Genomic DNA, 18,316 nt, shown 5'->3' with positions numbered 1-18,316 from the left:
TGTTGGATTTGTGCCGGGGCCGCGGATTGAACCGCCGCCCCGGCACGTGTCCGTCGAGTGCTAGGGCGCGGATCAGGCGCCGTTGCAGGCGAAGTAGACCGAGTTGAACTTCGGCGGGCCTTCCTCCTGGATCGCGGCGTTGGCCGCGCGGATGGTCGACTTGCCGCCGTTGGCATCGGTGCCCGCGACGATGTTGAGGCATGGGACCGACGACTTCACGATGCCGTTGACGAAGGTGTAGTCCGCACCGCCGCGCAGGCGGATCGCGGCCGGGGCGGCTGCCGTCTGGATGAAGGTGAAGTTGGCGAGGCGGCCGAACTGGCGCGGCAGGAAGTCCTCGTTGCCGTTCGAGTCGATCTCGGCCGAGAAGGAGTCGCTGGTCGCGCCGATCGTCTTCTGGATCACGATCGCGAACTGGATGAAGCCGCGCCAGCCCACATCGGTATCCAGGCCGTCGTCATCCGCGCCGGTGATCGCGAGATACTTGAGGTTGCTGGTGCCGCCGAAGATCTCGATGCCGTCATCCGAGCTGTTGTGGACCTGGACGTGATCGATCACGGTGCCCGAGCCGACGCCGCCGAGCGTCAGGCCCTGAAGCTCGTTGCCGAGGCTGATCTCGGTGCCCGAATAGCGGATCTGGACGTATTGGACGGTGCCGCTGCTGTCATTCTGGACAGCGCCGCCGTACAGCGCATTGCCGGTGCCCTCGACCACGTTCTCGCAGGTCGTGCTGGTGCCGCCCGCGTCGTTCGAGCCGCTCGAGCAGTTCGAGATCGGCGCGCGGCCGGCGAGGATGATGCCGCCCCACTGGCCCTGGCTCGAATCCGAGGTGCCGGTCGAGGACAGGTTCTGGGTCGAGGTGAAGATGATCGGCGCGCTGGCGGTGCCGATCGCGTTCAGCTTCGAGCCGCGGTTGACGACGAGGAAGTCGTTCGCCGCATCACCATTGTTCGCGACGAAGATCGCGCCGGCGCCGACATTGAACGTCGCCGCCGCACCACCCGCGCCGGTCGCGCCGACATCGGTGCCGACATCGACACGGCCGTTGATCTGATAGGCGACGCCATCGACGCGATCGAGCGTGACCGTGCCCGAGATCAGCGCCGGAAGGCGGCACAGGCGATAGTTGCTGCTGGTGCCCGCGTCGGTGGTGCCTGCCGGGCAGGCGCTGGCCGCCGGTGCCGCGGCGCTGCGCGCGAGCGAGGTGACGCAGTTGTTGGCCGCGGGGATCGTTGCGGTGCCGGTGAAGTTCGCCGTGCTCGAACTGCAGGTCCAGTTCTGGAACGCCGTGTCGCCCGCACCGCCGATCGCGCCGATGAAGCTGGTGTTCACGAAGAAGGGGTTGAGCGTCGAGGCGTTGAACGGCGTCACCGAAGCGGCGGCGCCCTGCGGGATCAGGCCGTTGAGCGGGCTCGAGCCCGCGACGGTGTTGTTGGTGCCCGCGTTGAAGACGGTAAGCTGCTCGTCGAGCGTGACCGTGATCCCGCTCTGCGCGGTCTGGGCGAAGGATGCGGTGGGCGTCGGCGTCGGCGAGGGAGCCGGGGTCGGCGAAGGCGTCGGGGTGGGCGACGGGATCACGATCGTGCCCGGCCCGGGCGAAGCGACGCTCGACGCGCCGTCACAAGCGGCCAATGTGGCGCCGGCGACGCTCGTCATCAGGATGAGGCTGAAACGCTTGAAGTCGGCCATGAAATTCTCCGTTCCGGTGGTCCCGGGCTGTCAGGATTCGGGCATGCGCCCCGGATCGACTCGGACATCCCCCTGCCGACCACGCCGGTCGCGCTAGGGGCGGCGGATGACGCGCGGATGGGATTTCGGAGAAAGTTCGGTGACTCTGATATTACGGATTCGTGACGGTTGTTTCACCGGTGTGAAATCGGGTTGCAGTTGCCGTGGAAGGCGGCGTCGCGCGGGCAAAGAAAAACCCGCCAGGCGAGGCCCGGCGGGTCTTTGGGGTGGTGGGCGCGGCAAGGATTGAACTTGCGACCCCTGCGGTGTGAACACAGTGCTCTACCACTGAGCTACGCGCCCGATACCCGTCGAGACAGGCCGCTCCGGCGAACCGGAACACCCCGGAGTGGCCCGGGGAGCGGTGCCTCTAGAAGGACAGCGCGGGCTTGTCCAGCCCTGCACTGCCTGAAACAGTCAGATCAGTTGACCGCGTCCTTCAGGCCCTTGCCGGCCTTGAACTTGGGCTGCGACGAGGCCTTGATCGGCATCGGCTCGCCCGTACGCGGGTTGCGGCCGGTCGATGCCTTGCGCTTCGAGACCGAGAAGGTGCCGAAACCGACGAGCCGAACCTCGTCCCCCTTCTTGAGCGCCGTAGTGACCGCGTCGAAAACCGCTTCCACGGCCTTGCTCGCATCGCCCTTGCTGAGGCCAGCGGTGTCAGCGACCGTCGCGATCAGTTCCTGCTTGTTCATGCCCTGAGAACCCCTGCTTTTCTGTGGCTATGTGATGAGAAGACTCGCGGCGCCGTAACGCCGGTGGGGCAGCAAACAGGCTCCCGCCCCCGCTGTAAAGGGGAAAGCGTGCCAACGCGCCGAAACGACGCGAGATTCTGCCCTTACGCTGCGTCAACCTAGTGACGCACGGCATCTCCACCGCCGGCCGCTACCGGCGGCTGCGCCGCCAGCTCGTCCGCCTCAGTCCAGTCGATCGCCACGAGCGGCTCGGTCAGCGCAAGCTTGAGCACCGCGTCGACATGCGCGACCGGGACGATCGTCAGCCCTTCGCGGATATTGGCCGGGATCTCGGCGAGATCCTTCTCATTCTCCTGCGGGATCAACACCGTGGTGATGCCGCCACGCAGCGCCGCGAGCAGCTTCTCCTTGAGCCCGCCGATCGGCAGCACGCGGCCGCGCAGCGTGACCTCACCGGTCATCGCCACGTCCTTGCGCACCGGCACGCCGGTGAGGGTCGAGACGATCGCGGTGACGATGCCGATGCCGGCCGAGGGGCCGTCCTTGGGAACCGCGCCTTCGGGCAAGTGGATATGGACATCCTTGCGCGCGAACAAGCTGGGCTTGATGCCGTAGCTGGGGCTGCGCGCCTTGATGAAGCTGAACGCGGCGTCGACCGACTCCTTCATCACGTCGCCGAGCTTGCCGGTGGTCTTGACCGCGCCCTTGCCGGGCACGGTCACGCTCTCGATCGTCAGCAGCTCGCCGCCCACCTCGGTCCAGGCGAGCCCGGTGACCGCGCCGATCTGATGCTCCTCCTCGCCGATGCCGAAGCGGTATTTCCGCACGCCGGCGAATTCGTGGAGGTTGTCGGGCGTGACCACGACGCTCTCCGCCTTCCCTTCCAGGATGCGGCGCAGCGCCTTGCGGGCGAGCTTGGCGATTTCGCGCTCAAGCGTGCGGACGCCGGCCTCGCGGGTATAGTAGCGGATGAGATCGCGCAGGCCTGCCTGGGTCAGCTCGAACTCCTCGGGCTTGAGTCCGTGCGCCTCGATCTGCTTCTCGATCAGATGGCGGGTCGCGATCTCGACCTTCTCGTCCTCGGTATAGCCTTCGAGCCGGATGATCTCCATGCGGTCGAGCAAAGGTTGCGGTAAATTCAACGAGTTGGCGGTCGTAACGAACATCACGTCTGAAAGATCGACGTCAATCTCCAGATAATGATCGTTGAACTTGCTGTTCTGCTCGGGGTCGAGCACCTCGAGCAGCGCCGAGGCGGGATCGCCGCGGAAATCCTGGCCGAGCTTGTCGATCTCGTCGAGCAGGAATAGCGGGTTGCTGGTGCCGGCCTTCTTCAGGTTGGACACGACCTTGCCCGGCAGTGAGCCGATATAGGTGCGGCGGTGGCCGCGGATCTCGGCTTCGTCGCGCACGCCGCCGAGCGACTGGCGGATGAACTCGCGTCCGGTCGCCTTGGCGATCGACTTGCCGAGCGAGGTCTTGCCGACGCCCGGCGGGCCGACGAGGCACAGGATCGGGCCTTTCAGCTTGTTGGTGCGCGCCTGCACCGCGAGATATTCGACGATGCGGTCCTTGACCTTCTCGAGGCCATAATGGTCAGCGTCGAGCACCGCCTCGGCCTCGACCAGGTCCTTCTTGAGCTTCGACTTCTTGCCCCAGGGCAGGCCGAGCAGCACGTCGAGATAGTTGCGCACGACGGTCGCCTCGGCGCTCATCGGCGCCATGGTCTTCAATTTCTTGAGCTCGCCCTGCGCCTTGGCGCGCGCTTCCTTGCTGAGCTTGAGCGTGGCGATCTTCTGGGTCAGCTCGGCGATCTCGTCGCCCTCGCCTTCCTCGCCCTCATTGCCCAGCTCGCGCTGGATCGCCTTCAATTGCTCGTTGAGATAATATTCGCGCTGGGTCTTCTCCATCTGGCGCTTGACGCGCGAGCGGATCTTCTTCTCGACCTGAAGCACGCCGAGCTCGCCCTCCATGAAGGCGAACACCATCTCGAGCCGCTTCTGCGGATCGGTCTCGACCAGCAGCGACTGCTTGTCCGCGACCTTCACGGCAATGTTGCCCGCGACGGCGTCGGCGAGGCGCGAAGCCTCCTCGAGCTCGCCGAGCTGGACCGCGGTCTCGGCGGGCAGCTTGCGGTTGAGCTTGGCGTAATTCTCGAACTGGTCGACGACCGACCGCATCAGCGCCTGGACCTCGGTGCCCTCGACAGCCTTCTCCTCGACCGGCGATACGGTCGCGGTGAGGAAGCCGCCGGTCTCCTCCATCGCCTCGAGCTTGCCGCGCTCCTTGCCCGCGACCAGCACGCGCACGGTGCCGTCCGGGAGCTTGAGCAGCTGCATCACCTCGGCCGAGACGCCGATGTCGTAGAGATCGTCGCGGCCGGGATCATCCTGGGCGGGATCGAGCTGGGCGACGAGGAAGATCTCCTTGTCGTCGTTCATCGCCGCTTCGAGCGCGGCGACCGACTTGTCGCGGCCGACGAACAGCGGCACGATCATGTGCGGAAAGACGACGATGTCGCGGAGCGGAAGGACGGGATAGGTGGACTTCATGTGTACTCCAGGGTCCGCCACAGGGGGCGGAGTCGCCTATCTATATGGGGTGTGGGGGCGCGGCATCAATCGGGGGCTGTGGATAGCCGCATTTCTACTTTGTTCACAGGCACTTGCACAGAAGGGCGAGCCGCCGATCACGCCCCTCACGATGCGCTCCGGCGGCGAGCTGGAGCCTGAGCGCGCGGCGCTGAAAGTGGAACATGTCGTGGTCGATGTTCGGATTCAGCCCGAAAAGCGATTCCTCTCCGGGGTGGCGGAACTGACACTCTCGACACGCATCGCGCAGAGCCGGCTGCCGATCGATCTCGACAAGAACTTCGCGGTCTCGGCAATCGAGATCGACGGAACTTCGCTCAAGGCCGGAAGCTGGCGCAACCCTGAGGGGCGACTGATCATCGACCTGCCCAGGCCCGTCCCCGCCGGCGGCAAGGTGGTGGCGAAGATCACCTACGCGGGAACGCCGCACGAGGCAGTCAACGCGCCGTGGGACGACGGCATCGTGTGGTCGAGCTGGCAGGGCAAGCCCTGGGTCGCAACCACCGCGCAGGGCTATGGCTGCGACCTGTTCTGGCCGTGCCTCGACTTCCCCGCAGGCGAGGTGCCCGAGATCAGGCTCGCGATCACCGCCCCTGCGGGCACCCAGGCGATCGCCAACGGCAAGCTCGTCTCGGTCGAGCCGGCCTCGGGCGGCACGTCGCGCTGGACCTGGCTGGCCAAGAACATCAACCCCTATCTCGTCGCGATCAACATCGGCCCCTATGGCGAGATCAAGGGGACGTACGACAGCAAGTTCGGCAACAAGGTGCCGCTGCACCTGTGGCACCTCAAGGGCAAGGAGAAGCAGGCCGCGGGCCTGTTCGCCGAGTTCGCGCCGACGCTCGACTTCTTCGAGAGCGTGATCGGCCCCTACCCCTTCGCCGGCGAGAAGCTGGGCGTGGTCGAGACGCCGCACATGGGCATGGAGCACCAGACGGTGAACGCCTATGGCAACGACTACAGGAAGGACGAGACCGGGTTCGACTGGCTGTTCCAGCACGAGCTGGCGCATGAATGGTTCGGCAACCAGATGACCGCGGCCAACTGGGACGATTTCTGGCTGCACGAGGGCTATGGCCAGTACATGCAGCCGCTCTACGGCCAGTGGCGCGAGGGCGAGGCGCGCTATGCCGCGATGATGGCGCACCAGCGCAAATATGTGCTGAACGGCAAGCCGCTGGTCTCGGGCAAGGTCAGAACCGCCGACGAGGTCTATCAGGCGGAACAGGGCGGGCCGGGGCAGGATATCTATTACAAGGGCGCGTGGGTGCTGCACACGCTGCGCTACCTGATCGGCGACAGGGCGTTCTTCGATGCGACGCGGCGGCTGGTCTATGGGCGGCCCGACCCGAAACCGGGCAATTTCAAGCCTCGCTTCACCTCGACGCCGGAGTTCGAGCAGTTGATGAACGCAGCTGCGGGGCGTGACCTGACGTGGTTCTTCGACGTCTATCTGCGCGAGGCGGCACTGCCCGAGCTGATCGAGACGCGGGCGGGCGGCAAGCTGACGCTGCGCTGGAAGACCGCGAAGGGCGCGCCCTTCCCGCTCCCGATCGAGGTCGCAGTGAACGGCGAGACCCGCAAGCTGGCGATGACCACCGGCGGCGAGACGATCGACCTGCCCGCGGGCGCGCATGTGGTGATCGACCCGATGGCGCGCGTGCTGCGGCGGAGCGAGGCGATCGAGGCGATGCAGCGGCGTTAGGGCCGGCGGTTCTCTGCCCCTCCCCCGCCAGGGTAGGTGGCGCCGAAGGCGACGGAGGGGGAGGAAGCGCAGCATCAGCGTTCTGGCTTCCTCCCCCTCCGTCAGTCCTCGTCTGCGCGAGGCCTGACACCTCCCCCTGGCGGGGGAGGATCAGGCAATTTAATCCGCCTTCGCCCGAGCGGCGCGATCTTCCGGGCTGGCTGCAGGCCAGACTCGATTCGCCAAACTTGCCCAGACCAATGAAACCCTAATGCGATGGACGGAGCATCGACCAGAAATGCGGGCCGCCACCGGGCACGTCCCATTCGCCGCAGACATGGAAGCCGAGGCTCTCGTAGAAGCCGAGGTTCCTCTGCCTGGCGGTCTCGAGATAGGCGGGCGCATTGCCGATGCGATCAAGGCCCGCCTGCACCACCGCGCGTCCAAGCCCCTTGCCCTGGTGCGCCGGGTCGGCGCCGGCGATGTGGAGATACCAGAAGGGCTGCGGCGGGAAATGCGCCTCGACCGCGTCGCCGACGCGCTTGAAGCGGAACAGCGCGCTGCCGGTCGCGCGCCACAATTGCCACATCGCGCGCAAGCCGCCCTGCCCGGGCGGGTTCGGCGCATGCCACAGGGTCACCGCGGCACAATCGGGCGTGACGAGGCGCATTCCCGCCGGTTCGATCCCGGCGAAGAACATGTCGAAGATCTTCGGGCCGGACCGCGCGCGGGCCGCAGGGTCGGGCAGCACCCAATCGAATACCGGATCCTCCGCGAACGCCCGGGTCAGCGTCCGCACCACCCGCGGCGCATCGGCCGCGGTGGCGTCACGGACTTCAGGGGGCATCGGCCTTTCCATGAAAGAGCTTCCCGACAACGAATGCGATTCCCGCACCCAGGACCAGGCCGATGATGCCCGACCCGATTGCGGTAACGACCCATTCGACGAAGCCGTTCCCATGCCCGACCGCCTCGGCGGCGTGGTGGATCACCGCCTCGGGCGCGTGCCAGCCGAGCTGCGCGGCGCCGTGGACGAGGATGCCGCCGCCGACCCAGATCATCGCCGCGGTGCCGATGATCGACAGCGCGCGCATCACCACCGGCATCCCCTTGACCAGCCCGCGGCCGACCGCCTGGGCGAGTTGCGCGGGACGCCGGGCGAGGTGAAGGCCGAAATCGTCCATCTTCACGATCAGCGCGACCACGCCATAGACCGCGGCGGTGATCGCCAGGCCCACGACCGCGAGCACCGCGGCGCGGGTGGCGAACGGCTCGTCCGCGACCTCGGCCAGCGCGATCGCCATGATCTCGGCCGAGAGGATCAGGTCGGTGCGGATCGCGCCGGAGACCTTGGCCGCCTCGAGATGCGCGGGATCTCCCGTAGCCTCCTCCTCCGCACCGTGCTCGCCCCCGCCCACGGCCTCCAGCACCTTTTCGGCGCCCTCGAAGCACAGGAACGCGCCGCCGAGCATCAGCAGCGGGGTGATCGCCCAGGGCAGAAGCCAGCTGAGCAGCAACGCGCCGGGGAGCAGCAGCAACAGCTTGTTGCGCAGCGATCCCATCGCGATCTTCCAGATGATCGGCAGCTCACGGTCGGGCGACAGGCCAGTGACGTAGCGCGGCGTGACCGCGGTATCGTCGATCACCACGCCGGCGGCCTTGGTTCCCGCCTTGCCCGCGGCGGCACCGACATCGTCGAGCGAGGCGGCGGCAAGCTTGGTGATGGCGGCAACGTCGTCGAGCAGCGCGGCGAGACCGGATGGCATGCGAATCCTTTCAGGAACGGGCGTGAGTGGCGAATGGCTACGCGGCGCGTCCGGAAATGTCACATGCCAAGGCGCGGATTGAGCCTCAACGGCAGGAAGAATGGATCCCCGCCTTCGGCCTTTGGCCGAAGTTTATCCTGAGCGCCTGCCTTGCAGGCAGTCGAAGGGCGGGGATGACGAGCAGCGAGCCGGATTGGACACCCAACTCACGCCGCCTGCGGGATCGCCTTGCTCGGCGCCCCGGCCGGAGCGCCGAGATAGAAGCCCTGCACCTCGTCGCACCCCTCGCTCTCCAGCATCTGGAGCTGGGCGGCGGATTCGACGCCCTCGGCCAGCACCGGCACGTTGAGGCTCTGCCCCAGCGCCAGCACCGCGCGGATGATCGCGCGCGCCTGCGGGCTCTCGCCCGAGCCGAGGACGAACGACTTGTCGATCTTGATCTTGTCGAACGGGAAGGAATGGAGCGTGTCGAGCGAGGAATAGCCGGTGCCGAAATCGTCCATTGCGATGCTGATGCCCAGCGCCTTGATCCGGCGCAGCACCTGGAGCGCGCGGACCTTGTCGCCGATGATCGCGCTTTCGGTGATCTCGAGCTCGAGCCGGGAGGGCGAGAGGCCGGTCTCGAGCAGGATCTCGGTCACCCGCTCGGCGAGATCGGGCTGCATGAGCTGCACCGGCGAGAGGTTCACCGCGATCTTGGTGTCGCCCGGCCAGCGCCGCGCCTCGGCACAGGCCTCGCGCAGCACCCACTGGCCGATGCGGAAGATCTCGCCGGTCTCTTCCGCGACGGGGATGAATTCGGTCGGGGAGATCCACCCGCGCGCCGAATGATTCCAGCGGAGCAGGGCTTCATAACCGCTGAGCGCGCCGTCGCGCAGCGAGTGCTGCGGCTGATAGGCGAGCGAGAATTCATCGCGGTCGATCGCCTGCCGCAGATCGTTGGCAAGCTGACGCCGGCCGCGCGCGGCCTCGTCCATGCCGGGCTGGTAGTAGCAGGTCGCCGCCTTGCCGATGCTGGCCTTGGCGCGGTACATTGCGAGATCGGCATTGTTGAGGATCGTCTCGCGATCGCCGCCATCGGCGGGCCATGCGGCGACGCCGATGCTCGCGCCGACCAGGAAGCTCGAATCGCGGCTGGCGAAGGGATCGGCGAAGCAGGATTCGAGGCGCGTGACGAAGGCTTCGAGCTCGGCATCGCTGGTGAAGGTCTTGGCCGCGGCGAACTCGTCGCCGCCCAGGCGGGCGATCACCTCGCCCTCGCCGAGCGCCGTGCCGAGCCGGGCGGCGAGCGCCGCCAGCAGGGCGTCGCCCGCGGCATGGCCGTGGGTGTCGTTGATCTCCTTGAACCCATCCAGGTCCATGACGATGACCGCGAGCCGCTGCCCGCCGCGTTCGGCGCGCTCCAGCTCGAAATCGAGCCAGAGATTGAAGCGCGCGCGGTTGGGCAGGCCGGTGAGGCTGTCGTGCATGGCGAGGAAGGCGATCTTTTCCTCGGACCGGCGGCGCTCGGTGATGTCGTCGAAGGTGCTCACCCACCCGCCATCGGGCAGCGCGCGGCTGGCGATGGACAGGACGAGCTGCTCGCCGATCTCGGCGATGACCGGCCCGGAATCGGGGCTGGCGAGGCTGCCGGACAGCATGCCGTGCATCCGGGCATACCAATCGTCGCCTCGGGGCGTCGCGCCGCGGCCGCGCATCGCGATGAAGGCGACATCGCGCAGCGTCAGGCCAGGCGCGCAATCGTCGGCGGCGAGATTCCACAGGTCGAGGAATCGCTGGTTGCGCAGGATCAGCCGCTCGTTGCGGTCGAACAGGCACAGGCCCTGATGCATGTTCGACAGCGCGAGATCGAGCTGGACGCGCAATGCGGCCTGGGTGCGCCGCGTGACCAGCACCGCCGCGCAAGTCAGCAGCAGGATGCCGATCGCGCCGGCTGCGAGCGAGACGGACATGGTGCCCGAGGAGAGCAGCATGCCGGGCACGTCGTCACCCGGAATGGGGACGACCTGAAGCGCGGTCATCGCGGTGAAGTGGAGCAGCACGATCGCGAGCGTCATCAGCCCCGCGGCAGCCGCGCCGCGCCAGAACCGGCCGCCATCCAGCGTAAGCGCCAGCGCCGGATAGATGGGCAGGACCGCGAACAGCAGCGACAGCGCGACATAGCCGGTGCGCCACGAGAAGGTGCCGGGGAACTCGACCGCCGACATCCCGACATAGTGCATGGTGGCGATGCCGCCGCCGACCATCACCGCGGCCGCCGCCCGGCGGAACCGGCTGCGGCGCTGGACCGCGGCGAAGAATCCCGCGGTCGTCAGCGCCATCGCGATCACCAGCGACACGACCGTGCGCGCAAGATCGTAGCCGACCACGATCCCCGGATCGTAACCGAGCATCGCGACGAAATGGGTGGTCCAGATGCCGAGCCCGGTGGTGACCCCGGCGACGATCGTCCAGTGCGCGCGGCCCCGCAGGCCCGACAGCCGCGCCTGCCGCAGCAGCAGCACGGCCGAAGCGGTCGAGACGAGGCAGACGAGTGCTGCCAGCGCAACCAGCCGGATATCGTGATCGCCGGTGATGCAATAGTAGAGATCGAACATGAACGCCCCCGGAACCCGGGCGCGCTCAGACAGCATCCGCGGTAAAGATTTCGTCAACTAACCGGAATGGACCGGACAAAATCCGCTATTCCATTAGGAGTTGGCCCTGTTTGGCGGGTGGGACTCCTAAACCACGTCCATTCCGGACGTTCGGGAGCTGCCAAACGAAACGGGCGCCGGTTCGACCCGGCGCCCGTTCGCTTTGCTTCGATCCCGGCGGGATCAGGCGGCGTCGCCGGTCCCGGCCTTCTTCTTCTCGGCATAGACGCGGATCGGCTCCTTGCGGCCCTCGACCACGTCCTTGTCGATCATCACCTCATCGACGCCGTCCATCGACGGCAGGTCGAACATCGTGTCGAGCAGGATCCCCTCGAGGATCGAGCGCAGGCCGCGCGCGCCGGTCTTGCGCTCGATCGCCTTCTTGGAGACCGAAACCAGCGCGTCGTCGGTGAAGCCGAGCTTGACGTTCTCCATCTCGAACAGCTTCTGATACTGCTTGACCAGCGCGTTCTTCGGCTCGGTCAGGATCTTGACCAGCGCGGCGATGTCGAGGTCCTCGAGCGTCGCGACTACGGGCAAACGACCGACGAATTCGGGGATCAGGCCGAACTTGAGCAGATCCTCCGGCTCGGTCTGGCGCAGCACCTCGCCGGTGCGGCGCTCCTCGGGCGCGGCGACATAGGCGCCGAAGCCGATCGACTTGCCCTGGAGGCGGTCGCCGATGATCTTCTCGAGGCCGCTGAACGCGCCGCCGCAGATGAACAGGATGTTGGTCGTGTCGACCTGCAAGAACTCCTGCTGCGGATGCTTGCGGCCGCCCTGCGGCGGGACCGAGGCGGTGGTGCCTTCCATCAGCTTGAGCAGCGCCTGCTGCACGCCCTCGCCCGACACGTCGCGCGTGATCGAGGGATTCTCGGCCTTGCGGCTGATCTTGTCGATCTCGTCGATATAGACGATGCCGCGCTGCGCCCGCTCGACATTATAGTCGGAGGCCTGGAGCAATTTCAGGATGATGTTCTCGACATCCTCGCCGACATAGCCGGCTTCGGTCAGCGTGGTCGCATCGGCCATGGTGAAGGGCACGTCGAGGATGCGCGCCAGCGTCTGCGCCAGCAGCGTCTTGCCGCAGCCGGTGGGGCCGACGAGCAGGATGTTCGACTTGGCGAGCTCGACCTCGGCGCCCTTCGCGCCGTGGTTGAGGCGCTTGTAGTGGTTGTGCACCGCCACCGAGAGGACGCGCTTGGCCTGCTTCTGGCCGATCACATAATCGTCCAGGACGTCGCAGATCTCCTGCGGCGTGGGCACGCCGCCGTCCTTCTTGCTGACGAGCGCCGACTTGGTCTCTTCGCGAATGATGTCGTTGCAGAGCTCGACGCATTCGTCGCAGATGAACACGGTCGGCCCGGCGATGAGCTTGCGCACCTCGTGCTGCGACTTGCCGCAGAACGAGCAGTAGAGCGTGCTCTTCGAATCGCCGCCACTCAATTTGGTCATTCAATCACCTTTCGCACCAGAAGGGGCGCGTTCCTTTTCCGGGCACGCATCCTAGCGCACCGCGGTAAACCCACAATAAAAATCCGGCAGCGCTTAGCGAAGCGTCACGTCGTTCTGCCGCATCCCCTCGATATAGTCATGGGCTTCCTTAAGCCCAAGCCCCGTCCGATCGCGCACCAGCTTGATCGCCATGATCGGGTTGCCGGTGTGGATGAGGTTCCACAATTCCTGCCGCAGCTCCTCCGGAACCTCGGTCGGCGCCGCACGGACCGGGGCCGGTGCGGGCACGGCCGGACGCGGCGAATCGAGGCGTGACGGCGGGGCGATCAGGTCGTTCCGCTCCCCTGCCCTCCGGCGCAGCGCCCAAAAGAACGCCGCCAGCACGACCAGCGCACCGGGGATCAGCAGGGGAAGCGGAATGTAGATCGCCCGGTCTCCGGTCAGGCCGCGCTGCCGCCTTCGCCCTCGGCGGGCTGCGGGCGCTTCTCATAGACCTCGTCCACCAGGCCGAAGGCCTTGGCCTCGTCCGCCTCGAGGAAGGTGTCGCGGTCCATCGCGGCCTCGATCTTGTCGAGCGGCTGGCCGGTATACTTGACGTACAGGTCGTTCATCCGGCGCTTGATGCGCAGGATTTCCTTGGCCTGGATCTCGATGTCCGACGCCATGCCCTGCGCACCGCCCGAGGGCTGGTGGACCATGATGCGGGCATTGGTGAGCGCGACGCGCAAACCCGGCTCGCCCGCGGCGAGCAGGAAGCTGCCCATCGACGCGGCCTGGCCGATGCACACCGTGCCGACGCGCGGGCGGATATACTGCATGGTGTCGTGGATCGCCATGCCGGCGGTGACCACGCCGCCCGGCGAGTTGATGTACATCCAGATGTCCTTCTTCGGATTCTCGGACTCGAGGAAGAGCAGCTGGGCGGTGATCAGCGAAGCCATATGGTCCTCGATCGGCCCCGTGATGAACACGATCCGCTCGCGCAGCAGGCGCGAATAGATGTCGAAGCTGCGCTCGCCGCGGCTCGACTGTTCGATGACGATGGGAACCAGCGCGCCGGTGACGGGATCGTGGGTAAAGCCTTCGGGGGTCATCTGACCGGAAAGGGGATGCATGTGCGGGAATCTCGTGCGTTTGTTTTTGCCCGGGGACTACATCGGCGCTCGGATTGCGCGGCGCAAGGGGGGAAGACGGTGAACCGACCGCCGGTCAGGCGCCGCCGCGCGGCAGGCGGACGCAGACGGTGAAGTCGCCCGCCCCGCCCTCGAAGCCGATCTCGCCGCCATGGCTGCGGATCACGTCGCGGCTGATGGTGAGGCCGAGGCCGGTTCCGCCGGTCTCGCGGCCGCGCGAGGTTTCGAGGCGGACGAAGGGCGCGAAGGCGCGTTCGGCATCCTCCGGGGCGATGCCGGGGCCGCGATCGCGGAAGGCGACCGAGACCCGGCCATCCTCCGCCGCCAGCACGATATGCACCGCCTCGCCATATTTGCAGCCATTGGCGATGAGGTTGGCGAAGGCGCGGCGGATCGCGACCGGACGGCAGCGGATGTCGAGGTGGTCGGGCCCCTCGTAGAGCACCTCCTCCCCGAGATCGTGATGCGTGTCGGCGAGGCTGATCAGCAGCGCTGCCAGGTCGACCGTCCCGAGCGGCTCATGGCTCGCCTCCTCGCGCATGAAGGCGAGCGCGTCGGCGACCATCGTCTCCATCTCGGCGACATTGGAGCGGAGCTGCGCGCGCTGGTCCGCGTCCTCGATATATTCGGCGAGCAGCCGCAGCCGTGTGAGCGGGGTGCGCAGGTCGTGCGATATCGCGGCGAGCATCTGGATGCGCTCGTCGACGAAGCGCTTGAGGCGCAGCTGCATCGCGTTGAAGGTGCCGGCGATTGCGGCGAATTCGGGCAGGCGCATGTCGCCGATCAAGGTCGGCTCGCGATCGCGCCCGAGCCGCTCTGCCGCATTGGCGAGGCGGGTGAGCGGCGCGACGATGCTGCGCGCCATCCAGAAGGAGAAGACCGCGAGGATGAGCAGATTGCCCGCGACCGCCAGCAGGTTGCGCATATAGTGCCAGCGCGCATCCCCGGTCTGATGCGGGTTCATCACGAGCCAGCTGCCGTCGCTGCGGCGCACCGCGATGTCGAGACGGCCGAGCACGCTGGTGCGGCCCGCCGCGATCTCCTTCATGGCGATCGGGCCTCGCGCGCGCTCCCATTGATCGCTGGCCGCTTCGCGCGGGGTCAGCAGCATCGGCAGGCGGGGGATGACCACGACCGAGGTGGTCGCCGAGCGCTCCCAGAAATTGTCGCTGAACGTGTCCGCGCGGACGCGCACATCGGCAGCCGGCTTTCCGAGCGCCTCGGCAAGCGAGGCCTGCAGGCCGCGGGCGAAGTCGGCGGACCCGCCGCCTTGCACGAAGTCCGGCTCCGACTGCACCTCGAGATCGAGAAATGGCCCGACCGCCTGCTTCCCGGTTCCGTCCCAGCCGGTACGGGCAGCGTGCACGATCGTCTCCACCAGCCAGGAGCGCTGCGTCACCAGGAAGGGCGGCGGCGGGATCAGCGTGCGCAATAGCTGGTCGAGCAGGAAGGACGAGACCACGGCGAGCACGATCGCGATCGCCAGCCGTGCGGCAAGCCTAGGCCGCGGCAGCTTGAAGCGGGGCTGGCGCGATTTCATCCCGCGATCACCGGTTCGACCGGGGCGGAGAAAAAGTAGCCGCCGTTGCGCACCGTCTTGATCAGCTCGGGCGCGTGCGGATCGGCCTCGACCTTGCGGCGCAGGCGGCTGACCTGAACGTCGATGCTGCGATCGATGTTCAGGCTGGAGCGGCCGTGGACATAATCGAGCAGCTGATCGCGGCTGAGCACCTGTTGCGGGTGCTGGACGAGCGCGACGAGCAGGTCGAACTCGCCGGTGGTCAGCTCGACCAGCGATCCCGAAGGCGAGACGAGCGTGCGCTTGCCGATGTCGAGCGTCCAGCCGGCAAAGCGGAAGCGGTCTGCGACGATCTCCGGCGGGGCAGCCGGGATCATCGCCGCGCGGCGCAGCGCGGCGCGGATGCGGGCGAGCAGCTCGCGCGGGTTGAACGGCTTGGGCACATAGTCGTCGGCGCCGAGCTCGAGCCCGATCACGCGATCGGTCTCGTCGCCGCGCGCGGTGAGCAGGATGATCGGGACGGTGCTGCGCGCGCGCAGGCGCTGGCAGAGCGTGAACCCGTCCTCGCCCGGCATCATCACGTCGAGCACGACCACGTCGAAATGGAACTTGCCGACCAGATCGGTCATCTGCCGCCCGTCCTCTGCCACGGTCACGCGCAGGCCGTTGTCGCTGAGATAGCGCGCGAGCATCGTGCGGATCTGCCGGTCGTCGTCGACGACGAGGATATGCGCGCCTTCCTGCCTTGCCATGGCCGCCAGATAGCGCCCGGCAGAAGCCGAGTCTGCACCCGTAACAGTCTGCAACAATCCGAAACCGGCGTGAAATCGGCGGCGGCGGGGTGCGGCCTATAGCGCAGCTACCCCAATCCCCGTCCCTACCCCGATGGAGTATTTCCCATGCCGGTCATGCTTGCATTCCGTTGCCGCGTCAGCCTTCGCAGCACGCTCCCCCTCCTGATCGTCCCGGTGGTCTGCCTGATCGCCACGCAGGCGCGCGCGCAGTCCCGCGAGGGCGAGAGCGACGACTGGCAGGTGATGCTGGGCGCCGGCGCGATCTACACGCCGGATTACGAAGGATCGGACGAGTTCGAGCTCCAGCCCTTCCCCTTCATCTCCGTCGCCTATCGCGACATCGCCTATATCCGCGGGCCGGAGATCGGCGTGAACCTGATCCGCCTGCAGGTATCCGACGATTTCAGCATCAAGGCGGGGCCGTTCGCGCGCTTTCGCCGCGACCGGCCCGAGAAGCGCAATGCCGACCTGCGCGGGCTCGGCGACGTCGACTTCGCGGTCGAGCTGGGCGGCGCGGTCGCGCTCGAGTACAAGCAGGCCTTCGTCCGCGTCTCGCTGGCGAAGGACGTTGCCGGCGGGCATGACGGGCTGGTCGGCGAAGGCGAGGCGGGCGTGCGCTTCAACCTCAGCGACACGCTGATCGCGTCGGCGAGCGCCAGCGCGAGCTGGGCCGACAAGGACTATATGGGCACCTATTTCAGCGTGACCGCGGCGCAGGCGGCGCGGAGCGGCCTGCCGGTATATCGCGCCGAAGCCGGGCTCAAGGATGTCGGCGCGGGACTCAACCTCAGCTACATGCTTGGCCGGAACTGGATGGTCACCGCGATCGGCGGCTATTCGCGCCTGATGGGCGATGCCGCCGATGCGCCGCTGGTGGTGCAGCGCGGATCGCCCGACCAATGGCGTGGCGGGCTGTTCCTGGCGTACCGGTTCTAGGAAGCTCTAAAGTCGGTCCTGTTCTGGTTGAAGCAAATCCGTTCGTGTCGAGCCCCGGGTATCGGCTTCGCCGATCCCGAGGACAGGCTGCGTCGAGATACCGAGGGCAGCCCTTGCCTCCTGTCCCTCGACTTCGCTCGGGACGAACGGTTCAATCTAATCTGAACAAGCTCCAATCCTCCCCCGCCAGGGGGAGGTGGCATGCCGCAGGCATGACGGAGGGGGCGGACGGACACGCGCTGACGGCTCGCTTCCGCCCCCTCCGTCGCTGCGCGACACCTCCCCCTGGCGGGGGAGGATCAAGGATCAGGGCGCGGGCAGCGGCCCCGGGACCGCGAGATAGGCGAGGCGGCGCATCTCGCGCCGCCCGCGCACCACCGTATCGAGGATCAGCCCGGCGAACAGGCTGAGCGCGGACAGGATGACAAGCCCGGTTGCGAGGACCGCCGTGGGGAAGCGCGGGACGAGGCCGGTCTGCGCATAGGTGATCGCCAGCGGCATCGCGAGGATCAGCGCGAGCAGCGCGAGCAGCCCCGCGACCCAGCCGAAGAACAGCATCGGCTTCTCGATCCGGTAGAGCGTCAGGATGGTGCGCGCGATGCGCAGGCCGTCGCGCCAGGTGGAGAGCTTCGAGGCGGAGCCTTCGGGACGGGCGAGATAGCGGGTCTCCACCTCCCCCACCGGCATCTTGAGCTCGAGCGCGTGGACGCTGATCTCGGTCTCGATCTCGAACCCGGCCGAAAGCACCGGGAAGCTTTTCACGAAGCGGCGCGAGAAGACGCGATAGCCCGAGAAGATATCAGTGAAGCTGCGCCCGAACAGTCGCGCGAGCAGCCCGGTCATTGCGCGGTTGCCGAGGACATGGCCGCGGCGATAGGCATCCGCCGCCTCGTGCACGCGCGTGCCGACGACCATGTCGAGGCCGTCGCTCAGAACCTTCTCGATCATCGCGGGGGCGGCGGCGGCGTCATAGGTCGCGTCGCCATCGGCCATGACGTAGATGTCGGCATCGACATCGGCGAACATGCGGCGGACGACATTGCCCTTGCCCTGCATCCGCTCGCTGCGGACGATCGCGCCGGCCGCGCGCGCGACCTCGACGGTGCGGTCGCGGCTGTTGTTGTCGTAGACATAGATCGCCGCGCCGGGGAGCGATGCGCGAAAGGCCGCGACGGTCTGGGCGATCGCGGCTTCCTCGTTGTAGCAGGGCAGGATCACTGCGATGCGCGGTTCGGTCAACTTCGCCCCCTCAAACCTTCTCCCGGTGGGAGAAGGATAGCGTAGCTTCCCCAGCGTAAGCTGGGGTTAGCGAAGCTTGGATGAGGGTCCGCGGACTTGCAACCGCGCTGCCCTCACCCTTCCGCCGCTCCGCGGCTCCC

14 protein-coding genes and 1 tRNA gene are annotated in these 18,316 nt (G+C 67.2%); 2 read left to right on the top strand and 13 right to left on the bottom strand.

The genetic code is table 11. The features are described 5' to 3' along the window. Nucleotides 1-72: 72 nt before the first annotated feature. The 4 genes from VGD28_RS03285 to lon all read right to left on the bottom strand — a co-directional run bounded on the left by VGD28_RS03285 (nucleotide 73) and on the right by lon (nucleotide 4,975). Complete coding sequence (locus VGD28_RS03285) at nucleotides 73-1,689, bottom strand: hypothetical protein (RefSeq protein ID WP_331026900.1); 1,617 nt, start codon at nucleotides 1,687-1,689, stop codon at nucleotides 73-75. 267 nt (nucleotides 1,690-1,956) lie between these two features. Next, nucleotides 1,957-2,031: transfer RNA gene (locus VGD28_RS03280), tRNA-Val, on the bottom strand. Nucleotides 2,032-2,150: 119 nt separating this feature from the next. Continuing rightward, nucleotides 2,151-2,423, bottom strand: a complete 273-nt coding sequence (locus VGD28_RS03275; RefSeq protein ID WP_066580003.1) for an HU family DNA-binding protein — start codon at nucleotides 2,421-2,423, stop codon at nucleotides 2,151-2,153. A 158-nt stretch (nucleotides 2,424-2,581) separates the two neighbouring features. Then, on the bottom strand, nucleotides 2,582-4,975 hold the full coding sequence (lon, locus tag VGD28_RS03270) for an endopeptidase La (RefSeq protein ID WP_331026899.1): 2,394 nt from the start codon (nucleotides 4,973-4,975) through the stop codon (nucleotides 2,582-2,584). 151 nt (nucleotides 4,976-5,126) lie between these two features. Between lon and VGD28_RS03265 the strand changes: the two genes are divergently transcribed. Beyond that, entirely contained in the window at nucleotides 5,127-6,719 is a 1,593-nt protein-coding gene (locus tag VGD28_RS03265) for a M1 family metallopeptidase (RefSeq protein WP_331026898.1), read from the top strand. Between the two features lie 247 nt (nucleotides 6,720-6,966). On the opposite strand, the gene VGD28_RS03260 is transcribed toward VGD28_RS03265, so the two are convergent. The 8 genes from VGD28_RS03260 to VGD28_RS03225 all read right to left on the bottom strand — a co-directional run bounded on the left by VGD28_RS03260 (nucleotide 6,967) and on the right by VGD28_RS03225 (nucleotide 15,959). Further along, nucleotides 6,967-7,545, bottom strand: a complete 579-nt coding sequence (locus VGD28_RS03260; RefSeq protein WP_331026897.1) for a GNAT family N-acetyltransferase — start codon at nucleotides 7,543-7,545, stop codon at nucleotides 6,967-6,969. Then, entirely contained in the window at nucleotides 7,535-8,464 is a 930-nt protein-coding gene (locus tag VGD28_RS03255) for a DUF808 domain-containing protein (protein WP_331026896.1), read from the bottom strand. The genes VGD28_RS03260 and VGD28_RS03255 overlap by 11 nt, the downstream gene beginning before the upstream one ends. Before the next feature lie 206 nt (nucleotides 8,465-8,670). Then, complete coding sequence (locus tag VGD28_RS03250) at nucleotides 8,671-11,061, bottom strand: EAL domain-containing protein (protein WP_331026895.1); 2,391 nt, start codon at nucleotides 11,059-11,061, stop codon at nucleotides 8,671-8,673. Nucleotides 11,062-11,283: 222 nt separating this feature from the next. Further along, the gene (gene clpX / locus VGD28_RS03245; RefSeq protein ID WP_331026894.1) at nucleotides 11,284-12,555 is read right to left on the bottom strand and encodes an ATP-dependent Clp protease ATP-binding subunit ClpX; all 1,272 of its coding nucleotides are present in this window, start codon (nucleotides 12,553-12,555) and stop codon (nucleotides 11,284-11,286) included. Nucleotides 12,556-12,648: 93 nt separating this feature from the next. Then, nucleotides 12,649-12,843: a hypothetical protein gene (locus VGD28_RS03240; protein ID WP_331026893.1), complete on the bottom strand. Its 195-nt coding sequence runs from the start codon at nucleotides 12,841-12,843 to the stop codon at nucleotides 12,649-12,651. Nucleotides 12,844-12,995: 152 nt separating this feature from the next. Then, a complete protein-coding gene (locus VGD28_RS03235) occupies nucleotides 12,996-13,670 on the bottom strand; it encodes an ATP-dependent Clp protease proteolytic subunit (protein WP_331026892.1) in 675 nt (224 codons plus the stop codon). Nucleotides 13,671-13,764: 94 nt separating this feature from the next. Then, complete coding sequence (locus VGD28_RS03230) at nucleotides 13,765-15,228, bottom strand: HAMP domain-containing sensor histidine kinase (protein ID WP_331026891.1); 1,464 nt, start codon at nucleotides 15,226-15,228, stop codon at nucleotides 13,765-13,767. Further along, entirely contained in the window at nucleotides 15,225-15,959 is a 735-nt protein-coding gene (locus tag VGD28_RS03225; protein WP_331026890.1) for a response regulator, read from the bottom strand. The genes VGD28_RS03230 and VGD28_RS03225 overlap by 4 nt, the downstream gene beginning before the upstream one ends. A 147-nt stretch (nucleotides 15,960-16,106) precedes the next feature. Here VGD28_RS03225 and VGD28_RS03220 point away from each other — a divergent pair, with 147 nt between their 5' ends. After that, a complete protein-coding gene (locus tag VGD28_RS03220; protein ID WP_331026889.1) occupies nucleotides 16,107-16,937 on the top strand; it encodes a MipA/OmpV family protein in 831 nt (276 codons plus the stop codon). A gap of 306 nt (nucleotides 16,938-17,243) precedes the next feature. Here VGD28_RS03220 and VGD28_RS03215 read toward each other — a convergent pair whose 3' ends face one another. Beyond that, the gene (locus tag VGD28_RS03215) at nucleotides 17,244-18,176 is read right to left on the bottom strand and encodes a glycosyltransferase family 2 protein (protein ID WP_331026888.1); all 933 of its coding nucleotides are present in this window, start codon (nucleotides 18,174-18,176) and stop codon (nucleotides 17,244-17,246) included. Between the last annotated feature and the right edge of the window lie 140 nt (nucleotides 18,177-18,316).

Source organism: Sphingomonas sp. (assembly GCF_036402235.1).
Lineage (GTDB): Bacteria > Pseudomonadota > Alphaproteobacteria > Sphingomonadales > Sphingomonadaceae > Sphingomonas.
This window is presented reverse-complemented; position numbering and strand designations above follow the sequence as displayed.